General features: G+C 65.5%; 14 protein-coding genes. 7 read left to right on the top strand and 7 right to left on the bottom strand.

The window, feature by feature from the left end; genetic code table 11:
• Positions 1–12: 12 nt before the first annotated feature.
• The 3 genes from mutS to B0G62_RS09630 all read right to left on the bottom strand — a co-directional run bounded on the left by mutS (position 13) and on the right by B0G62_RS09630 (position 5,205).
• Positions 13–2,718 (bottom strand): DNA mismatch repair protein MutS, encoded by a 2,706-nt coding sequence (gene mutS / locus B0G62_RS09640; protein WP_103703956.1) that lies wholly within the window; start codon positions 2,716–2,718, stop codon positions 13–15.
• 162 nt (positions 2,719–2,880) lie between these two features.
• The gene (gene lplT / locus B0G62_RS09635) at positions 2,881–4,179 is read right to left on the bottom strand and encodes a lysophospholipid transporter LplT (protein WP_103703955.1); all 1,299 of its coding nucleotides are present in this window, start codon (positions 4,177–4,179) and stop codon (positions 2,881–2,883) included.
• Between the two features lie 216 nt (positions 4,180–4,395).
• On the bottom strand, positions 4,396–5,205 hold the full coding sequence (locus tag B0G62_RS09630; protein ID WP_103703954.1) for an inositol monophosphatase family protein: 810 nt from the start codon (positions 5,203–5,205) through the stop codon (positions 4,396–4,398).
• A gap of 444 nt (positions 5,206–5,649) precedes the next feature.
• On the opposite strand from B0G62_RS09630, the gene B0G62_RS09625 reads away from it, so the two are divergent.
• Both B0G62_RS09625 and cysE read left to right on the top strand, forming a co-directional pair.
• The gene (locus B0G62_RS09625; protein WP_407671123.1) at positions 5,650–6,441 is read left to right on the top strand and encodes an RNA methyltransferase; all 792 of its coding nucleotides are present in this window, start codon (positions 5,650–5,652) and stop codon (positions 6,439–6,441) included.
• A 263-nt stretch (positions 6,442–6,704) separates the two neighbouring features.
• Positions 6,705–7,526, top strand: coding sequence for a serine O-acetyltransferase (gene cysE / locus B0G62_RS09620; protein WP_103703952.1), 822 nt, complete (start codon positions 6,705–6,707; stop codon positions 7,524–7,526).
• A gap of 82 nt (positions 7,527–7,608) precedes the next feature.
• Here the strand turns inward: cysE and B0G62_RS09615 are convergent, their stop codons facing one another.
• The 4 genes from B0G62_RS09615 to B0G62_RS09600 all read right to left on the bottom strand — a co-directional run bounded on the left by B0G62_RS09615 (position 7,609) and on the right by B0G62_RS09600 (position 10,505).
• A complete protein-coding gene (locus B0G62_RS09615) occupies positions 7,609–8,442 on the bottom strand; it encodes a UDP-2,3-diacylglucosamine diphosphatase (protein ID WP_181315544.1) in 834 nt (277 codons plus the stop codon).
• Between the two features lie 60 nt (positions 8,443–8,502).
• Positions 8,503–8,997 (bottom strand): peptidylprolyl isomerase, encoded by a 495-nt coding sequence (locus B0G62_RS09610; protein WP_103703950.1) that lies wholly within the window; start codon positions 8,995–8,997, stop codon positions 8,503–8,505.
• A gap of 129 nt (positions 8,998–9,126) precedes the next feature.
• Complete coding sequence (locus B0G62_RS09605) at positions 9,127–9,714, bottom strand: peptidylprolyl isomerase (RefSeq protein WP_103703949.1); 588 nt, start codon at positions 9,712–9,714, stop codon at positions 9,127–9,129.
• An 86-nt stretch (positions 9,715–9,800) separates the two neighbouring features.
• Positions 9,801–10,505, bottom strand: coding sequence for a tetratricopeptide repeat protein (locus tag B0G62_RS09600; protein WP_103703948.1), 705 nt, complete (start codon positions 10,503–10,505; stop codon positions 9,801–9,803).
• A 293-nt stretch (positions 10,506–10,798) separates the two neighbouring features.
• Here B0G62_RS09600 and cysS point away from each other — a divergent pair, with 293 nt between their 5' ends.
• The 5 genes from cysS to B0G62_RS09575 all read left to right on the top strand — a co-directional run bounded on the left by cysS (position 10,799) and on the right by B0G62_RS09575 (position 17,560).
• Entirely contained in the window at positions 10,799–12,199 is a 1,401-nt protein-coding gene (gene cysS, locus B0G62_RS09595; protein WP_103703947.1) for a cysteine--tRNA ligase, read from the top strand.
• A gap of 47 nt (positions 12,200–12,246) precedes the next feature.
• Positions 12,247–13,221 (top strand): DNA-3-methyladenine glycosylase family protein, encoded by a 975-nt coding sequence (locus tag B0G62_RS09590; RefSeq protein ID WP_103703946.1) that lies wholly within the window; start codon positions 12,247–12,249, stop codon positions 13,219–13,221.
• A 181-nt stretch (positions 13,222–13,402) separates the two neighbouring features.
• Positions 13,403–14,374 (top strand): acetyl-CoA carboxylase carboxyltransferase subunit alpha, encoded by a 972-nt coding sequence (locus tag B0G62_RS09585; protein ID WP_103703945.1) that lies wholly within the window; start codon positions 13,403–13,405, stop codon positions 14,372–14,374.
• Between the two features lie 18 nt (positions 14,375–14,392).
• Positions 14,393–15,832: a tRNA lysidine(34) synthetase TilS gene (tilS, locus tag B0G62_RS09580; RefSeq protein ID WP_103703944.1), complete on the top strand. Its 1,440-nt coding sequence runs from the start codon at positions 14,393–14,395 to the stop codon at positions 15,830–15,832.
• A 477-nt stretch (positions 15,833–16,309) separates the two neighbouring features.
• Positions 16,310–17,560, top strand: a complete 1,251-nt coding sequence (locus B0G62_RS09575) for an aspartate kinase (protein ID WP_103703943.1) — start codon at positions 16,310–16,312, stop codon at positions 17,558–17,560.
• Positions 17,561–17,713 lie beyond the last annotated feature (153 nt).

Here is a 17,713-nt window from a genome sequence, read left to right as displayed (position 1 = left end):
GCGGTGCGACGCTTAGCGTTTGGCGTCCGGCGCGTTCGCCAGCTCATGCAGTTCGTACAGGAGGTCGAGCGCTTCGCGCGGGCGCAACTCGTTGGGATCGAGCGCGCGCAGGCGTTCGGCGACCAGCGCCGCGGCGGGGTCCGCCGGCGCCGATGGCGCGTCTTCCGCATAGGGTTGCGTATCCAGATCGTCCATCTCGTCGAGTGACGCAATCGATGCAGCCGGGGCCGCGAACAGATCGAGTTGCGGCGTAGGCCGCCCGGCCGAGAGCTGCTCCAGATGCACGAGATGCTTGCGCGCTGCACGGATCACGGCATTGGGCACGCCCGCTAGCTGCGCGACCTGCAGGCCGTAACTCTGGTTCGCGGGCCCTTCGCTGACCGAGTGCAGGAACACGATGCCGTGCCCATGCTCGACCGCCGAAAGATGCACGTTGGCCGCCTGCGCGAATTCCGCGGGCAGTTGCGTAAGCTCGAAGTAGTGCGTCGCGAACAGCGTATGGCAGCCATTGCTCGACAGCAGATGCCGCGCGATGGCCCAGGCGAGTGCGAGGCCATCGAAGGTCGACGTGCCGCGCCCGATCTCGTCCATCAGCACCAGGCTTTGCGGCGTGGCGTCGTTGAGAATCGCGGCGGCTTCGGTCATTTCGACCATGAAGGTCGAACGCCCGCCCGCGAGATCGTCGGCCGCGCCGATACGCGTGAAGATGCGATCGATCGGGCCGAAACGCGCGCGCCGCGCGGGCACATAGCTGCCGACATAGGCGAGCAGGGCGATCAGCGCGGTCTGGCGCATGAACGTCGATTTACCGCCCATGTTCGGGCCGGTGATGAGCAGCAGCTTGCGATCGGCGTGAAGCGAACAGTCGTTGGCGATGAACTGCTCGACCTGCGCCTCGACCACGGGATGACGACCCTGTTCGATCTCGATGCCGGGTGCTTCGGAAAACTCCGGCGCGTTCCAGTCGAGCGCGCGGGCGCGTTCGGCGAAGGCGGCGAGCAGATCGAGTTCGGCGAGCGCCGCCGCCACGCGCTGGCAATCGGCGATGAAGGGCAGCAGCGCCTGCAGCAGCGCGTCGTACAACCCCTTCTCGCGCGCGAGCGCACGTTCCTGCGCGGAAAGCGCCTTGTCCTCGAACGTCTTCAGTTCTGGCGTGATGTAGCGTTCCGCGTTCTTGAGCGTCTGACGGCGGCGATAGTCGTCGGGCACCTTGTCGGTCTGACCGCGCGTGACTTCGATATAGAAGCCGTGCACCTTGTTGTACTCGACGCGCAGATTGCCGATGCCGGTACGCGCGCGCTCGCGCGCTTCCAGATCGATCAGGAACTGGCCGCAGTTCTCGGACATGTCGCGCAGTTCGTCGAGTTCCGCGTCATAGCCGCGCGCGATTACGCCGCCGTCGCGGATCATCGCGGCGGGTTCGGGGGCGACGGCGCGTTGCAGCAGATCGGCGCAATCGGCGGGCGGCTCCAGTGCATCGACGATGCGTGCAAGCGATGCGGACGCGCCGCCTGCTGCGGCGACCTGCTCGCGCAGCGTCGGCAGCGCAGCGAAGGTGTCGCGCAGGCTGGACAGATCGCGCGGGCGCGCCGAGAGCAGCGCGAGGCGCCCCGTGATGCGCTCGACGTCGGCAATCTGGCGCAAGGCGCCGCGCAGTGCATCGACGCTTGCGGGCGGCGGCGCATCGAGCAGCGCGCCGATGGCCTGCTGGCGTGTCTGGGCGATGCCGGCGTCGCGCGGCGGATGATGGAGCCAGTGACGCAGCAGACGGCTGCCCATTGTCGTGCTGCAGGTATCGAGCAGCGAGCAGAGCGTGGGCGATTCGGTGCCGCGCAGCGTTTCCGTGAGTTCGAGATTGCGGCGGGTGGCCGGATCGAGGCCGATGTATTCGGACTCTGCCTCGACCTTGAGACTGCGCACGTGACGCAACTGCTGGCCCTGCGTGGCCGCCGCGTAGAGCAGCAGCGCGCCGGCCGCGCCACAGGCGCTCGTGAGCGTCTGCGCGCCGAAGCCGTCGAGGCTCGCCACGTCCATCTGATCGCACAGGCGTTGCTTGCCCGAAGCGAGATCGAAGTGCCATGAGGGCACGCGCGTGAGCGCACCCACGCCCGCAGGCGGCGCCCAGCCCGATGATTCCGTGGGCATGTCCGCGACCAGCACTTCGGCCGGACGAATGCGCTCGAACGCCGTGGCGACCTGCTCCGGGGCGACTTCGGCCAGCCGCAGCGCGCCGCTCGCCAGATTGAGCCACGCGAGGCCGACATTGACGGTCACGCCGCGCCGGTTGTGGCCGGGGCAGACCGCCATCAGATAGACGTCGTTTTTGTCGGAGAGCAGGGCGGCGTCGGTGAGCGTGCCGGGCGTGACCACGCGCACGACCTTGCGCTCGACCGGGCCTTTGGACGTGGCGGGATCGCCGATCTGTTCGCAGATCGCCACGGATTCGCCCAGCTTCACGAGCTTCGCGAGATAGCCCTCGCAGGCGTGATGCGGAATGCCCGCCATCTTGATTGGATGGCCGGCCGATGCGCCGCGCTGCGTGAGTGTCAGATCGAGCAGGCGCGCGGCTTTCTCTGCGTCGCCGAAGAACAGCTCATAGAAGTCGCCCATCCGGTAGAACACGAGGGTGTCCGGATGGTCGGCTTTGATGCGCAGGTATTGCTGCATCATGGGAGTGTGTTGCGCGATGTCGCCAGCGCTGGCGGTGTGTGTAGCCATCCTCGGAGTCTTGCTAAGGTTCAGGGCGTGAGTGTAACCCGCGCCGGGGGCGCGTGAACCTGGCCGAATGGCCAGGCGGCGCGCAAATCGTCGCCGGATAAGGTAACAATGCGCGCCAGATTGACGGAGATTGTGTGTCGGCGCGTGACGTGTGCCGAAGCGTTACTCGTCCACCAGCGCCTGCATATCGACCGTGCGCGCGTTTGCCGCACTGCGCCGCATGGCGAGCCAGATCAGCCCCGACACGAATATCCCGAACACGACGATGATCCACTGCACCGGCATTTTCGCCGTGAGCAGCAGCGCATAGGCCCCCAGCATCAGGAGCACGGCGAGGTTCTGGTTGAAGTTCTGCACGGCGATCGAGTGCCCCGCCGAAAGCAGGGTCGCGCCGCGATGCTGGAGCAGCGCGTTCATCGGCACGATAAAAAAGCCTGCGAGTGTGCCGAGCAGAATCATCAGCGGATACGCGAACAGCAGATAGAAGGGCATGACGAAGGTGCCGATGCGCACGCCTTCGCCCGCCGGAAAGAGGTTCTTGCTGTAGAACGCCATGGCCACCGACACCACGCCGCACAGCACGCCCACGGGCAGCACGCGCAGCGATGCGCGCAGCGATACCCATGCGGCGGCGGCAGCGGCGCCCAGCGCGATGCCGAGTCCCGTCACGCCCTGCATCACGGCGGCCTTCGAGAGCGAGAGGCCGAGATTCGCGTCGGCCCATTTGAGCACCAGCAATTGCAGCGTGACCGCCGCGCCCCACATCAGCGTCGTGACCCACAGCGCGATCTGCGCGAGCTTGTCGGCCCACAGCACATTGAAGCAGTGCGTGAAATCGGCGACCAGACGGCCAGGCTGTTTGAGACGGTTTTCGTAGCGCGCGCCCGTGTCCGGAATGCCGATGTTGATGAGCGCGGCGAGCGCGTAGGTGATCATCGTCGCGAGCATCGCGAGGTCGGCGGCCGAGTGGATCAGCGGCAGCGAATGGTGGGTGACGAAGCGCTCGGCGTAAGTGGAGACGAGCGCGCCGCCCATCATCGTGCCGACGATCGTGGAGAGCACCGTCGCCGATTCGAGCCACGCGTTGGCGGCCACGAGTTTTTCGGCGGGCAGCAATTCGGTGAGGATTCCGTACTTTGCGGGCGAGTAGGCGGCGGCGCCGAAACCCACCACGCCATAGGCGAGCATCGGATGCACGCCCGCGATCATCATCAGGCAGCCGATGGCCTTGAGCGCGTTCGAGACGAACATCACGTGGCGCTTTTGCAGCGCATCCGCGAAGGCGCCGACGAAGGGCGCGAGCAGCACGTAAGAGACGGTAAAGAAGATCTGCAGCAGCGGCGTGACCCAGGCCGGCGACGAAATCACCGTGAGCAGCGCGATTGCCGCAATCAGGAGCGCGTTGTCGGCGAGCGACGAAACGAACTGCGCGGCGATGATCGTGAAGAAGCCTTTTTTCATCGCGGGTGGACCGGGGGATGGATCGGGCGAATGGAGCAAACGGGAGAAACGGGCATGGCCGCGACGCCAGGCGCTGGCGCGCGAAACAAAAAAGCGGCCGAAGCCGCTTGACGCATCGGAGCGGGCTGCAACCTCAGCCACGTCCCGGCGATTGTGACATGGGCGGCCCCGGACTGCAGCGGGCCGGCCACGTCATGCCTGCGTTCGGACCCGAACTCAGGCTTCCTTCGTTTCCTTCTTGATGCGCGTGTACTTCGAGAGGATCGGCACCATTTGCGCGTAGATCTTCGGGTTGCCCGCGACCACTTCGCCCATGTGCAGGAAGTCCGAATCGCCCGTGTAGTTGCCGACGAGACCACCGGCTTCCGTGATGAGCAGGGCGCCCGCGGCCACGTCCCACGGGTTGAGGCCTTGTTCGAAGAAGCCGTCCATGCGGCCCGCGGCGACGTTCGCCAGATCCAGCGCGGCGGCGCCCGGGCGGCGCAGCCCGGCGCAGGCGTTGGTCATGTCGGCGAACAGTTCGCAGTAGCTGTCGAGGCCGTCCTTTTCGCGGAACGGAAAGCCCGTGCCGATCAGGCCGTCGGCCAGACGGTCGCGGCGGCCCACGCGGATGCGGCGGTCGTTCAGGAACGCGCCGCGGCCGCGCGAGGCGGTGAACAGGTCGTTGCGGGTCGGGTCATAGACGACGGCCTGCGTGATGACGCCACGGTGCACGAGGGCGATCGACACGCAGTAGTACTGGAAGCCGTGGATGAAGTTGGTGGTGCCGTCGAGCGGATCGATGATCCACTGGTATTCCGACTCGTTGTCCGACTGGCCCGATTCTTCGGCGAGGATCGCGTGATCGGGGTAGGCGGTCTTGAGGGTTTCGATGATGGCGGCTTCGGCCGCCTTGTCGACTTCCGTGACGAAATCGTTATGCTGCTTCTTCGCGACCTGCACGAGGTCGAGGTCGAGCGATGCGCGGTTGATGATCTGTCCGGCGCGGCGCGCGGCCTTGACAGCGATGTTGAGCATGGGATGCATGAGCCTGGATCCTTGTTGTCCGGCGCGCGCGAGGCGGCGCGGCGCACGGGGGTGCCGAAGATAAAAGCGTCTAACGATTGGACAGGGCGCAAGCCGCGCGTTCGAGCTGCGCGGCCTGGCGGCACTGTCCCGCCAACGGAGACGAATTGGATAAGAGCGGGGCGCGGTGGTTTCATTGACCTTCATTGATCAATTGGTCGAGAAAACGCGCGCGAACCTCGCATTTTACCCGAGTCCTGGCCATCTGGGCTGGATGTGCGCGGGGAATATGCGAATGACATGGGATACCGCCGCCGCCTGACCGGATAGGCCATGTGCGCAAGGCGCGCTAACATAGCAGATTCCTTACGCCGCTCTTCGAGATTCATCTTGGTCCACCCCGCCGAATCACAATCCGACCACTTCGACCCATCGCAGCACGCCACCGGCGACGCCCACGAGCCGCTGCGCGGCGGTTTCACCTCCACGCGCTTCGTGCTGGTCGAGCCGAGCCACCCCGGCAACGTCGGCGCGGCGGCGCGCGCGATCAAGACCATGGGCTTCTCGCGGCTCGTACTGGTTGCGCCGCGCGTGGCGCAGGTCCAGCTCGATCCCGAGGCGATCGCCATGGCGAGCGGCGCCGACGACGTGCTGGCCGCCGCCCACATCGTCCCGACTCTCGCCGATGCGCTGGCGGGCACGCACTGGTCGCTCGCGCTCACGGCGCGTATGCGCGAGTACGGGCCGCCGCCCGCCGCCCCGCGCCACGCGGTCCAGGACGCCTGCCGCCAGGTCGCGCACGGCGACATCGCATTGGTGTTCGGCAACGAGCGCACGGGGCTGTCGAACGAGGATGTCGAGCGTTGCAGCGCGCTTGCGCATATTCCGGCCAATCCGGCTTATAGCTCGCTCAATCTCGCCCAGGCGGTGCAGGTGCTCGCTTATGAATTGCGCCTGGCCTATCTCGACGAAGGCGGCGCGGGCGCGGCGTTGCCCGCAGCCGGTGGTGCAGCGGCGTCGGGCACGGCTGGCACGGGGACGCCGCTCGCCACCAGCGACGACATCGAGCGGATGTACGTGCACCTCGAAAATGCGCTGATCGCGCTCGATTTTCTCGATCCGGCCAATCCGAAGAAGCTGATGTCGCGTCTGCGGCGGCTCTTCGCGCGCTCGGGCCTGGAGCGCGAAGAGGTCAATATCGTGCGCGGCATCGCCAAGCACATCTTGATGCTCAAGGGCACGGACAGCGACAAATAGGCGGCTATCGAGCCGCAGCAAGGCCGCCGCGCCGGCGTTCCAGCTCCAACCTTGCTGGACGCGGGGGCTTCGCGGCCAGCGCGCGACTTTCGCCTACAATCGATTTCACATCATAAGCAAATCGGCACGGCTGCTAAGACCCTCGGGTCCAATGCCCGGGTCCAAGCCCAGTCCAATGCCGTTTGCGAGCCGCGCGCCGGATTCACGTCCGCGACGCGTGGCCGCCTCATCCCCATGTTCCTCACGTCCAGCGTGTGACTGTCATGTTCAAGAGACTTCGCGAAGACATCGCCACGATCCGCGAGCGCGATCCCGCCGCCCGCAGCGCCTGGGAAGTCCTGACCTGTTATCCGGGTCTGCACGCACTCGTGCTGCATCGCTTCGCCCACGCCTGCTGGCGGGCGAAGCGCCGCTGGCTCGCCCGCTATGTCTCGCAGCTCGCGCGCTTTCTGACCGGCATCGAAATTCACCCCGGCGCGACCATCGGACGGCGCGTGTTCATCGATCACGGCATGGGCGTCGTGATCGGCGAGACGGCGGAAGTGGGCGACGACTGCACCATCTATCAGGGCGTGACGCTCGGCGGCACGTCGCTTACGCGCGGCGCGAAACGGCATCCGACGCTCGGCCCCGGTGTGATCGTCGGCGCGGGCGCGAAGGTGCTGGGCGGATTCACGGTGGGCGCGCAGGCCAAGATTGGCTCGAACGCCGTGGTCGTCAAGCCGGTGCCGGCGGGCGGCACCGCGGTCGGCAATCCGGCGCGGATCATCGCGCCCGCAAAGAGCACGGCGGAGCAGCCGAAGCCGACGTCCGCGCGCGAGGGCTTCTGCGCCTACGGCATCACGCCGAACGCGGACGATCCCGTGTCGCTGGCCATTCACGGCCTGATCGATCATGCCGCCACGCAGACGCAGCGCGTCGATGCGATCGTCGCCGCGCTTGAGCGGCTGGGCGCTCGTCTTGAGGCACTGCATGGCGCGGACGCGGCGCTCGTCGAGTTGCGCCGGCTGTCGGCCGGCCTTGCGGGCGAGGTGATCGCGCAGGAATCGGCGAAGGCTCAGGAAGACGTGTCAGCGCACGTCTGATCCATTTTAAGATCAACAAAAAACAGCCGCTTCGAGCGGCTGTTTTCATTTCGTGCGCGGGTCATCCAGGCCTGATCCCGGCTCAATCGAGCGGCAGCATCCTGAACCCTTCGGCATCCACGCGCAGATAGCCGCCGCGCGGCGTGCCGTGATCGAGTTCCCAGTCGGGCAGCACCCAGCGCGTGCCGCCAGGTTCCGTATGGCGTGAGGGCCGATGCGTATGCCCGTGAATGATTGTGTTCGCGCGAGCGCGCTTGAAGAGCGCCGCCACGCCTTTGGCGGTGACGTCGTATTTCGCGTTGGCCGGCGGGGTGGCCGACAGGGTGGCCGAGGCGGGCCGCTCGCGCCCGGCTTCGCTCTTGCGGCGCATGCGTTCGGCCAGCGCCCGGCGCCAGCGAAACGGCCACGCGAGAAACAGCAGTTGCGCGAGCCGGTTGCGCGCGAGCTTGCGAAAGAGTTGATAGCCGCGATCGTCGGTGCACAGCGCGTCGCCGTGCGCAAGCGCGATACGCGTGCCGAACGCGGTGATGGCGATGGGGTCAGGCAGCCAGATCGCGCCCGCCGCTTTCATGAAGCGCTTGCCCATCAGGAAGTCGCGGTTGCCGTGCATGATGTAGAGCGCGATGCCGCGCTCGGAGAGCGTATGCATCAGCGCGGTCATGCGCGCGACAAACGGTTCGGCGAGCATGTCGTCGCCGATCCAGTATTCGAAGAGGTCGCCGAGTATGAACACCGAGTCGGCCTGATCGGCCGATACACGGATGAAGTGCTCGAACGCGGCGACCGTGCGCGGAATCGCTTCGCTCAAATGCAGGTCGGAAATGAACAGGAAGGGACGTGCCGCATGCGGACGTTTGCCCTCGCCGGGCACGCCCGCGGCGGCCATCCCCAGTCCCCGTGTCTTTTCCTGCAGCATCGATGAAGCGTGCGCCTGTGTGTTGAATCGCTTAAGTCGCTTGTGTGGCTGGAGTCGGGATTATTCGACGATGACAGCCTTCTCGATCACGACGTCGTCGACCGGCACGTCCTGGTGGAAGCCCTTCGAGCCCGTCTTGACCGACTTGATCTTCTCGACCACGTCAAGACCGTCGACGACCTTGCCGAACACGGCGTAGCCCCAGCCTTGCGGCGTCGGCGACGAGTGGTTCAGGAAGTCGTTGTCGGCGACGTTGATGAAGAACTGTGCCGATGCCGAGTGCGGATCGTTCGTGCGCGCCATGGCGATCGTGCCGCGCTCGTTCTTCAGGCCGTTGTTGGCTTCGTTTTCGATCTGCGCCTGCGTGGGCTTTTGTTTCATGCCTGCTTCGAAGCCGCCGCCCTGGATCATGAAGCCGTCGATGACGCGGTGGAACACCGTGCCGTCGTAGTGGCCGCTCTTGACGTATTCGAGGAAGTTGGCGACCGTCTTCGGTGCCTTCTCGGCGTTGAGTTCGAGCTTGATGACGCCGTGGTTCGTATGCAGTTCGACCATGATGGAATCCTTTGCCTGTGGCTGGGGGAGTGGGGCGGCGCAGTGCCGGTACGAGGCGGGACGTAGGCCTTCGCGTGTACCGGTGCCGCGCCGCGCGGAGAATGGGGGAGCTGGCCTTTCAGCCGTTGATTACCTGCCGACCAGCGTGGCCGACTGGATCACGATTTCCTTTTGCGGCACATCGGACATCGGGCCGCGCGACGTGGTGGGCGCCGCTTCGATCTTCTTCACGACATCCATGCCCTGGGTGACCTTGCCGAACACCGCATAGCCGTTGCCGTCCGGATTCGGATAGTCGAGGTTGGCGTTATCCACCGTGTTGATGAAGAACTGCGCGGTCGCCGAATTCGGGTCGCTCGTGCGCGCCATCGCCAGCGTGCCGGTCTGGTTCTTCAGGCCGTTTTTGCTTTCGAGCGGGATCGGCGCACGCGTGGGTTTCTCGACGAAGCTCGTCGTGTAGCCGCCGCCCTGGATCATGAAGCCGCGAATCACGCGATGGAAGATCGTGCCGTTGTACTGGCCGGCCTTCACGTACTGGAGGAAATTGTCGACGGTCTTCGGCGCTTTCTCGGGGTAGAGCTCGACGCGAATGTCGCCTTCACTGGTCTTGATCAGCACCTGCGGATGCGCGGTCTGGGCCTGGGGGGCCGACTGCGCAAAAGCGGGCGCGTTCGCGATCAGGGCGGCGCTGCCGAGCGCCAACATCAACCATTTCATTTGTATCCTCGGAAGTACGGGAAAAACTTGTCGAAACGCGCCGCGGGTTTTGACCGCGGCTTTGACTGCACCTGTGCGCGGCGGCTTTAGTTCGACGGCGCCATGAAGGGCGGCATCGCGAGCGATCCGGTCGAGCCGCCGAACTGATACACCGGATTGTCGAGCATCGGGCCCACGCGCGTCGCGCCGGCGTCCGGCGCGGCAGCGGCGGCGTGTGCGGTCTTGCCGCTGGCCGGCGGGTTGACGATCTTGTCGATGTCGGCGAGGCGCTGCTGGGTCGCGCCGCTCGTGTGGCCGAGCGTGCTCGCGCGGCGGTAGGAAGCCGAGGCCAGACGCAGATACAGGTCGCCGAGGTTTTCCCAGGCGAGCGTGTACGACGGATTGGCCTTGGTCGCCGTCTCCAGTGCAATGCGCGCTTCGTCGTAGCGGCCGTGCTTCGCGTAGAGCGCCGCGAGATTGTTATACGGCTCGGGCAGCTCGGGGTAAGTCTGTGTGAGTTCGGTGAACGCAACGATTGCGTCGTCGTCGCGGCCGAGACGCGCGAGGATGGTCGCGCGCTTGAATTTCGCCTGCACGTCGCGCGGGTTCGACTTGATGCGCGCGTCGAGTTCCGTGAGTGCCGTGGCCCAGTTGTGCTGGGCAATCGCGGTGTCGGCGCCGGGCGTGCCATCGGCCGTCGCAGGGGGCGCCGCGAGCGCTGCGCGAGCGCCGCAAAGGACGATCGCGACACTCGCGAGAGCCGCCATGGCAAAGGTCGCAGCGCGAGGCGCGCGGCCGCTGGAAGATTTCATAGGGTGAGGTCGCGGTGTTATACTCCGAGCCATTCTAACAAAAGGTCTGTGCGTTTCGTCGCGCGCTTTGGCTGCGCGCTGGTTGAGCGCCTGTTCCGGTTCGTTGCAGTCCCGATTCCGGACGATCGGCTCCCGCGAAATGCCCGGCTTTCTTTCGCCACTCGTGGTCGTCTCCGCCCTGATGACTGATTGAGCGCGACTGTACGCAGCCTCGAGCAAAGCGGTGCCTGGCACCCTCGGGCTGCTGTCGGCGCTGCTGCGGATTTCTTTCGACCCACGTATCCACCGTCTTTATGGAATCACTGCGCATCTACAACACGCTCGCGCGTGACAAGCAAAATTTCGTGCCACTCGAACCCGGTGTCGTACGCATGTACGTCTGCGGTATGACGGTGTACGACTATTGTCACGTTGGCCACGCGCGTGTGATGGTGGTGTTCGATATCGTGCAGCGCTGGCTGCGCACCCTCGGTTACCAGGTGACCTATGTGCGCAATATCACCGACATCGACGACAAGATCATTCGTCGCGCGGTGGAAAACGGCGAAACCATCAAGGCGCTCACCGACCGCTACATCGCGGCGCTGCATGAAGATGCGGATGCGCTCGGCATCGAGCGTCCCGATCACGAGCCGCGCGCCACGCACTACATCCCGCAGATGCTCGACATGATCGGCACGCTGGAAAAGAACGGCTACGCCTACCAGGGCGCGGACGGCGACGTGAATTACGCGGTGCGCAAGTTCGCGCGCTACGGCGCGCTCTCGGGCAAGTCGCTCGAAGACCTGCGCTCGGGCGAGCGTGTGGCCACGAACGATGCCAAGCAGGATCCGCTTGACTTCGTGCTGTGGAAACAGGCAAAACCGCAAGAGCCGGCCGACACGAGCTGGGACTCGAAGTACGGTCGCGGCCGTCCTGGCTGGCACATCGAATGTTCGGCGATGGGTTGCACGCTGCTTGGCGAGCATTTCGACATTCATGGCGGCGGTCAGGATCTGCAGTTCCCGCACCATGAGAACGAAATCGCGCAGAGCGAAGGCGCGACCGGCGAGAAGTTCGTCAACTACTGGATGCACAACGGCTTCGTCAATATCGACAACGAGAAGATGTCGAAGTCGCTCGGCAACTTCTTCACGATCCGCGAAGTGCTGACGAAGTACGACGCCGAAGTGGTGCGGTTTTTCATGGCGCGCGCGCATTATCGTTCGCCGCTGAATTACAGCGACGTGCATCTCGACGACGCGCGCAACGCGCTCACGCGGCTCTATACGGCGCTCAAGGATGTGACGCCGGATGCGGGTGAGCTCGACTGGAACGAAGCGCACGCGCAGCGTTTTAGCGCGGCGATGAATGACGACTTCAACACGCCTGTCGCCATCTCCGTGCTGTTCGAACTGGCCAGCGAGGTGAATCGCACGGGCGACGCCGTGCTGGCGCGTCAGTTGCAGCGCCTCGCGCGCGTGCTTGGCGTGCTCGTGCGCGAGCCGCGTGCGTTCCTGCAGCAGGGCGCGGGCGCGCTCGATGCGGCAGGCGCGCTCGATAGCGCCGGGATCGAGGCGAAGATTGCCGCACGCACGGCCGCGAAGCAGGCGAAACAGTATGCGGAGGCGGACCGGATCCGGGCCGAACTGCTCGATGCCGGTGTCGCGCTCGAAGACAAACCGGGCGGATTGACCGAGTGGCGCCGCGTCTAAGCGGGCTGTCCAGTTTCCACTGATCGATTCGCGAGGCAGGAGGCAGGATGGCAACGGCCACGAAGACGCAGGCCAGGCGGTCTGTGTCGCTAACGGGCGCGGCGGGCGACGAAACGAGCCCGGCCGCACGACGTGCGGCGCGCGGTGGTGCGCTCACGTCGCAACAGGAAGCCGAAGCCGCCAAGGCGGCCGGCGTGACGAAAGGCATGGCGAAGACGGGTTCCGGCCGCGGCGCGAAGGCGCAACCGGATGCTCACGCGCATGCGTTCAATGGCGCGGCGAAGCCGTCGCGCGCAAAGATCAATGGCGCCGTCATCGACGGCACGGGCGTCATGCCTGCCGCGCAGGAGAGCGCTGCGTCGGGCGACGCCGTGCAGGCGGCAGCCGCACCCGGGAGCGACGCGGAGCATGAAGTCGTGCGCCCCGACTATTGGGACAAGGCCTGCGCGGATCTCGTCAAGCGCGACCGTATTCTTAAGAAGCTGATTCCGAAGTTCGGTCCCGTGCATCTGATGAGCAGCGACGATCCGTTCGTCACGCTCGCGCGCTCGGTGGTCGGCCAGCAGATTTCGACGGCGGCGGCGCAGGCGCTGTGGAAGCGCGTCGAGGCCGCGTGCCCGAAGCTCGTGCCGCAGCAGTTCATCAAGCTCGGCCACGAGAAACTCGCCGCCTGCGGGCTTTCGAAGCGCAAGACGGAATACATCCTCGATCTCGCGCAGCATTTCGTGTCGGGCGCGCTCCACGTGGGCAAGTGGACCACGATGGACGACGAGGACGTGATTGCCGAACTCACGGCCATTCGCGGCATCGGACGCTGGACCGCCGAGATGTTCCTGATCTTCAATCTCGCGCGCCCGAACGTGCTGCCGCTCGACGATCTCGGCCTCATCCAGGCGATCAGCGTCAACTACTTCAGCGGCGAGCCCGTCACGCGCAGCGAAGCGCGCGAAGTGGCGGCCAACTGGGAGCCGTGGCGAACCGTCGCAACGTGGTATATGTGGCGCAGCCTCGAACACGCTTAAGCGCCGGGTCAGGCCCGGGATCGCGCCACGTGGCGGGCGCTGCGGCCCGGCCCTCTTAAGCGGTTCCCAATTGCATCAGAATTTTCCTATCGCTATCTGAATTCGATAGTTCCGATCCGATTTCGATCCCGGCCGGCGCGGTTAGAATACGCGCTGCCGCAAAGTGCAAGGATTCCAACACATGAAAACCACGTTTCTGGATTTCGAACAGCCGATCGCTGAACTCGAAGCGAAGATCGAAGAACTGCGCTTCGTTCAGGACGACTCGGCCGTCGATATTTCGGAAGAGATCGATCGCCTGTCGAAGAAGAGCCAGCAGCTCACGAAGGACCTCTACGCGAACCTGAGCCCGTGGCAGGTTTCGCAGATCGCACGTCATCCGCAACGCCCGTACACGCTCGACTATGTGAACGAGCTGTTCACCGATTTCCACGAACTTCACGGCGACCGCTCGTTCGCGGACGACCTCTCCGTCGTGGGCGGTTTCGCGCGTTTCAACGGCCAGCCCTGCATGATCATCGGCCATCAGAAGGGCCGCGACACGAAGGAGCGCGCCGCGCGTAACTTCGGTATGCCGCGCCCGGAAGGCTATCGCAAGGCCGAGCGCCTGATGCGCCTCGCCGAAAAATTCGGCCTGCCGATCTTCACGTTCGTCGACACGCCTGGCGCGTACCCTGGCATCGGCGCGGAAGAGCGCGGCCAGTCCGAGGCGATCGGTCACAACCTGTACGTGATGGCCGAGCTCAAGACGCCGATCATCACGACGATCATCGGCGAAGGCGGTTCGGGCGGCGCGCTCGCGATCGCCGTGGCCGACACGGTCATGATGCTGCAGTTCTCGACGTACTCGGTGATCTCGCCGGAAGGCTGCGCGTCGATTCTGTGGAAGAGCGCCGCCAAGGCGCCCGAAGCCGCCGAAGCGCTGGGCCTCACGGCGCACCGCCTGAAGGCGCTGGGCCTGATCGACAAGATCGTCAACGAGCCGCTGGGCGGCGCGCACCGCGATCCGAAGGGCATGGCCGCGCTGCTGCGCCGCGCACTGTCCGATTCGCTGCGCCAGTTCCAGGGTATGAGCATCGCCGAGCTTAAGGAGCGTCGCTTCGAGCGCCTCATGGCTTACGGCAAGTACAAGGAAACGACGCCGGGCGCGTAAGGTGCTCGACGTCACGCCGTGACTGCCCATCCCGAGTCTGATTCCGGTTCCGACGCCGGGCGCATCGTTCGCGACGCGCTCGGCGTTGTGCTTTCTGCGCTGCCCGGCGATGCGCGCATTGCCGTCGCCTACAGCGGCGGCCTCGATTCGTCGGTGCTGCTCGATGCGGCTGTGCGGATGGTGGGCGCGGACCGCCTTGTCGCGTTCCATGTCCATCACGGTCTGAGCCCGAATGCCGATGCGTGGCTCGCGCACTGCGACGCCACGGCGCGGGCCTACGGCGTGAGCTTCGACGCGCGCCGGGTGGACGTCGCACCCGACGACGCGGCAGGCGTGGAAGCGGCGGCGCGCGACGCGCGCTATCGGGCGCTCGATGCGATGTGCGCCGCGCACGGCGTGCAGGCGCTCTGGCTTGCCCAGCACGCCGACGATCAGGCTGAAACCGTCTTGCTCCAATTGCTGCGCGGCGCGGGTCTCGCTGGACTCGCCGCGATGGCGCCCGTGCGCGAGGTCGCGGGTGGTGTGACGCGCGTGCGGCCGCTGCTGGGTTTGTTGCGCGCGCAACTGGAGCGCTACGCGCACGCCTGCGACCTGCGCTGGATCGAAGACGAGTCGAACGCCGATACGCGCTACGCGCGCAATGCCTTGCGCCATGACGTGATGCCCGCGCTTTCCGCGCATTTTCCGGGCTTTCGCGAAGCGCTCGCGCGCACGGCGGCGCATGCCGCGTCGGCGCAAGGACTGCTGGACGAGCTTGCGCGGGGCGATCTGCTCGCGGCCCGCGCCAGTGGCGCCAATGCGCTTTCGCACGCCGCCGTGGTCGCGCTGGACGATGCGCGCGCGCTCAATCTGCTGCGCTACTGGATGCGCACACTCGGCTTGCCGGCGGCGTCCACGGCGCGGCTTGCCGATGCCTTGCGGCAGTTGCGCGAGACCGCGCGCGAAGGCGAGGGCCACGCGCTACGCGTCGATCATGCGGGGCGCGCGCTGCGCTGTTATCGCGGCGAAGTGTTCTGGGATGCCCTGGTCCCCGCGGCCGTTGCGCAGACGCCGGGCGAGGGCGTGCAACGCGAACCCATGCAGTTGATCTGGCGTGGCGAGGAGATCTGGCGCCTGCCGCAGTGGCGCGGCACCTATGTTTTCGCAGTCGCCGATGAAAGCGATCCCGATGCCGTGCCCGAGTCCGTGCTGCGGCGCGCGCCGCTCGTGGCGAGGGCGCGCGAAGGCGGTGAGCGTCTGCGCGACGAAGCCGCGAATCTGAGCCGCACGCTAAAGAACCTGTTCCAGTCGCGCGGCGTGCCTGCGTGGGAGCGCGACGTGCCGCTGCTTTACAGTGGCGAGACGCTGCTGTTCGTGCCCCGCATCGGCGTGAACCGTTCGGTGCTGGGGGAGCACGGCATGACGCCTCCGCAACCCTGGCGCCGCATCGAATGGCGCGAGGATCTGCAGATCGCCTGAGCCGCCCCGGGCAGGTCATTTTTGCCGGACTGCCCACGAACCTGTTGTTGCCTCACATCGCCCGCACGTCGGCATTGTCGCCGGATCGCCGCAAATCCTTGCCCCACAAGCCTTTTTGGCTCCTCGTCGGCCAATTTGGTCTTGTAATTTCGACCTTGATCGGGTAGGGTAAGTTGTTTGTCCAGCCCGCTTTTTCGCGTTCACGGACGCCGTCAAAAGCGGTGCATTCCCTGAAAGCGCGATTTCTCCTTCGAGCGGTATCCGACGGTTGCAAGGACGTCGTAGCGGTGTGCGGGCGGAGCGCGCGAACCTCCATGGCTTCGCGGTTCCGGGGCAAATTCCGCGTGTGCTGCACGCGCCAAGCCGCTGCCGCGGTCCGGTTCCCTGGTCGTATTCGCTAATCGCGTCCTCACCGGCCTTTCCGGCTGCGCCGTCTTTGGTGCGCCAGCGCGGTAACATCTCCAGTTCAGAACGACAATGGCACTCATCGTACACAAATACGGCGGCACCTCGATGGGCTCGGTCGAGCGCATCAAGAACGTTGCCAAGCGCGTTGCCAAATGGCACAAGGCCGGCCACAAGATGGTCGTCGTGCCCTCGGCGATGTCCGGCGAAACCAATCGTCTGCTCGGTCTCGCGAAAGAAATTTCGCCGCAGCCGAACCCGCGCGAGCTCGACATGATTGCGTCGACCGGCGAACAGGTGAGCGTCGGTCTGCTCTCGATCGCGCTGCAGGAAGCGGGCGTGGACGCCATCAGCTACACCGGCTGGCAAGTGCCCGTCAAGACGGATAGCGCCTTCACGAAGGCGCGCATCAACGACATCGACGGCGAACGCGTGCTGGCCGATCTCGACGCCGGCAAGGTGGTCGTGATCACGGGCTTCCAGGGCATCGACCCCGAAGGCCACATCACCACGCTCGGCCGCGGCGGCTCGGACACGTCGGCGGTCGCGGTCGCGGCCGCGCTCAAGGCCGAGGAATGCCTCATCTACACCGACGTGGACGGCGTCTACACGACCGATCCGCGCGTGGTGGACGACGCACGGCGGCTCGATCGCATCACGTTCGAAGAGATGCTGGAAATGGCCAGCCTCGGCTCGAAGGTGCTGCAGATCCGCTCGGTCGAATTCGCGGGCAAGTATCAGGTGAAGACGCGCGTGCTCTCCAGCCTGACCGACCCGATGATGGACCTCGACGCGGAAATGAAGTCGGGCACCCTGATTACTTTTGAAGAAGACGAGACCATGGAAAAAGCAGTCATCTCGGGTATCGCGTTCCAGCGCGACGAGGCCCGCATCATCGTGGCGGGCGTGCCCGACAAGCCCGGCATCGCGTATCAGATCCTCGGCCCGGTGGCGGATGCGAACATCGACGTCGACATGATCATCCAGAACCAGAGCGTGGACGGCAAGACCGACTTCACGTTCACGGTGCCGCGCGGCGATTATCAGCGCGCCGTGGATGTCCTCACGAACACCGTGCAGGGTCATGTGAGCGCGGAGAAGGTGCTCGGCGACGCGAAGGTCTCGAAGGTCTCGGTGGTCGGTGTGGGTATGCGCTCGCATGTGGGCGTGGCGAGCAAGATGTTCCGCACGCTTTCGGAAGAGGGCATCAACATCCAGATGATCTCGACGTCGGAAATCAAGATCTCGGTGCTGATCGACGAGAAGTACATGGAGCTCGCAGTGCGCGCGCTGCACAAGGCATTCGAGCTGGAACAGGCTTGATGTGATGGCGGCGTGACAGTCGGTCCGTTATCCGGACGCTGCGCGCGACGTGGTTTGAACCGGTCTGCGCACTTGCAGAAAAAAGTTTGCAAAAAAGCGTCTTATGAATTGACCGACTGACTTTAACCCGCTATTATCTTGGCTTCGTTGCGC

The sequence above is a fragment of the Paraburkholderia eburnea genome, assembly GCF_002917095.1.
Classification (GTDB): Bacteria; Pseudomonadota; Gammaproteobacteria; order Burkholderiales; family Burkholderiaceae; genus Paraburkholderia; species Paraburkholderia eburnea.
This window is presented reverse-complemented; position numbering and strand designations above follow the sequence as displayed.